The organism is Mycobacterium sp. 1423905.2, assembly GCF_001673155.1.
Lineage (GTDB): Bacteria > Actinomycetota > Actinomycetes > Mycobacteriales > Mycobacteriaceae > Mycobacterium.
This window is the reverse complement of record NZ_LZLE01000051.1, coordinates 1-1,359: the sequence shown is the minus strand read 5'-3', so window position 1 is coordinate 1,359 and position 1,359 is coordinate 1. Positions and strand designations below refer to the sequence as shown.

At 68.3% G+C, this 1,359-nt stretch carries 1 protein-coding gene; it reads left to right on the top strand.

Annotated features, from left to right (window positions below; genetic code table 11):
- Positions 1–14: 14 nt before the first annotated feature.
- On the top strand, positions 15–1,359 hold a 1,345-nt coding region (locus A9W95_RS03345; protein WP_067409220.1), incomplete at its 3' end, for an HNH endonuclease signature motif containing protein.

The following is a 1,359-nucleotide window of genomic DNA, read 5'->3' as shown; positions in this document are numbered from 1 at the left end:
ATACAATTTCGAACATGTGTTCGAGTGATTGCGAGGCGATAGCGGCGGACTATGCCGCGCTGCACCAGGTCGTCTCTCGCATCGCTGAGCACTCCTACGATGCGCTGAGCACGCCCGAGCGCTTCGCTTATCTGGAATCGCTCGAACGCGAGATGCGGCGGCTGCCGGTGGCCGGCCACGCGCTGATCAACCAGATCGACTCCCAAGCCACGCCGGCAGAGCTGGGCGGCAAGTTCGCGCAGGTACTGGCCGACCGGTTGCGCATCACCGGCGGTGAAGCCACTCGCCGGATCACCGATGCCCGCATGCTGGGTACGCGGCAGGCGCTGACCGGGCAGCCGCTGGCACCGCAGTACGAGGCCACCGCGGCCGCCCAGCGCGCCGGGCTGGTTGGCGCTTCACACATCGCGATCATCCACCGCTTCTTCGACGAGCTGCCCTGCTGGGTCGACGCCCCCACCCGACAGGCCGCCGAGGCCGACCTGGCCCGCTGGGCCAGCGCTCATCGCCCAGAAGCCCTGCGCAAAGTCGCCGACCGCATCACTTGCTACCTCAACCCCGACGGCGGGTTCACCGACCAGGACCGCGCACGGCGTCGCGGCCTGACCCTGGGCACTCAAGACAGCGACGGCATGTCGCGTCTCAGCGGTTGGCTGACCCCCGAAGCCCGCGCCAGCTGGGAAGCGGTGCTGGCCAAACTCGCCGCACCCGGCATGTGCAACCCCGACGACGACACCCCGGTCACCGACGGGCCGCCCGACGAGCAAGCCGTGCAGCGTGACACCCGCACCGCGGCGCAGCGCCAGCACGACGGCCTCAACGCCGCCCTAAGAGCAACGCTGGCAAGCGGCAAACTGGGCCAGCACAACGGCCTGCCGGCGGCCATCGTGGTGACCACCACCCTCGCCGACCTCGAAACGGCCGCCGGCAAGGCACTGACCGGCGGGGGCACCCTACTGCCGATGTCCGACGTCATCCGCCTGGCCCGCCACGCCCACCACTACCTGGCGATCTTCGACAACGGCAAGGCGCTGGGCCTCTATCACACCAAACGGCTGGCCTCACCCGGACAACGAATCGTCTTGTACGCCAAAGACCGCGGCTGCTCGGCACCGGGCTGCGACATCGCCGGCTACTACTGCGAAGTCCACCACGTCAAAGACTGGGCCCACACCCACCGCACCGACATCGACCAACTCACCCTGGCCTGCGGACCCCACCACCGGCTCCTCGAAAAGGGCTGGACCACCCGAAAACGCGCCAACGGCGAGATCGAATGGATCCCACCACCGCACCACGACCGCGGACAACCCCGCACCAACACCTTCCACCACCCCGAAAAACTGATGGCCGACGACG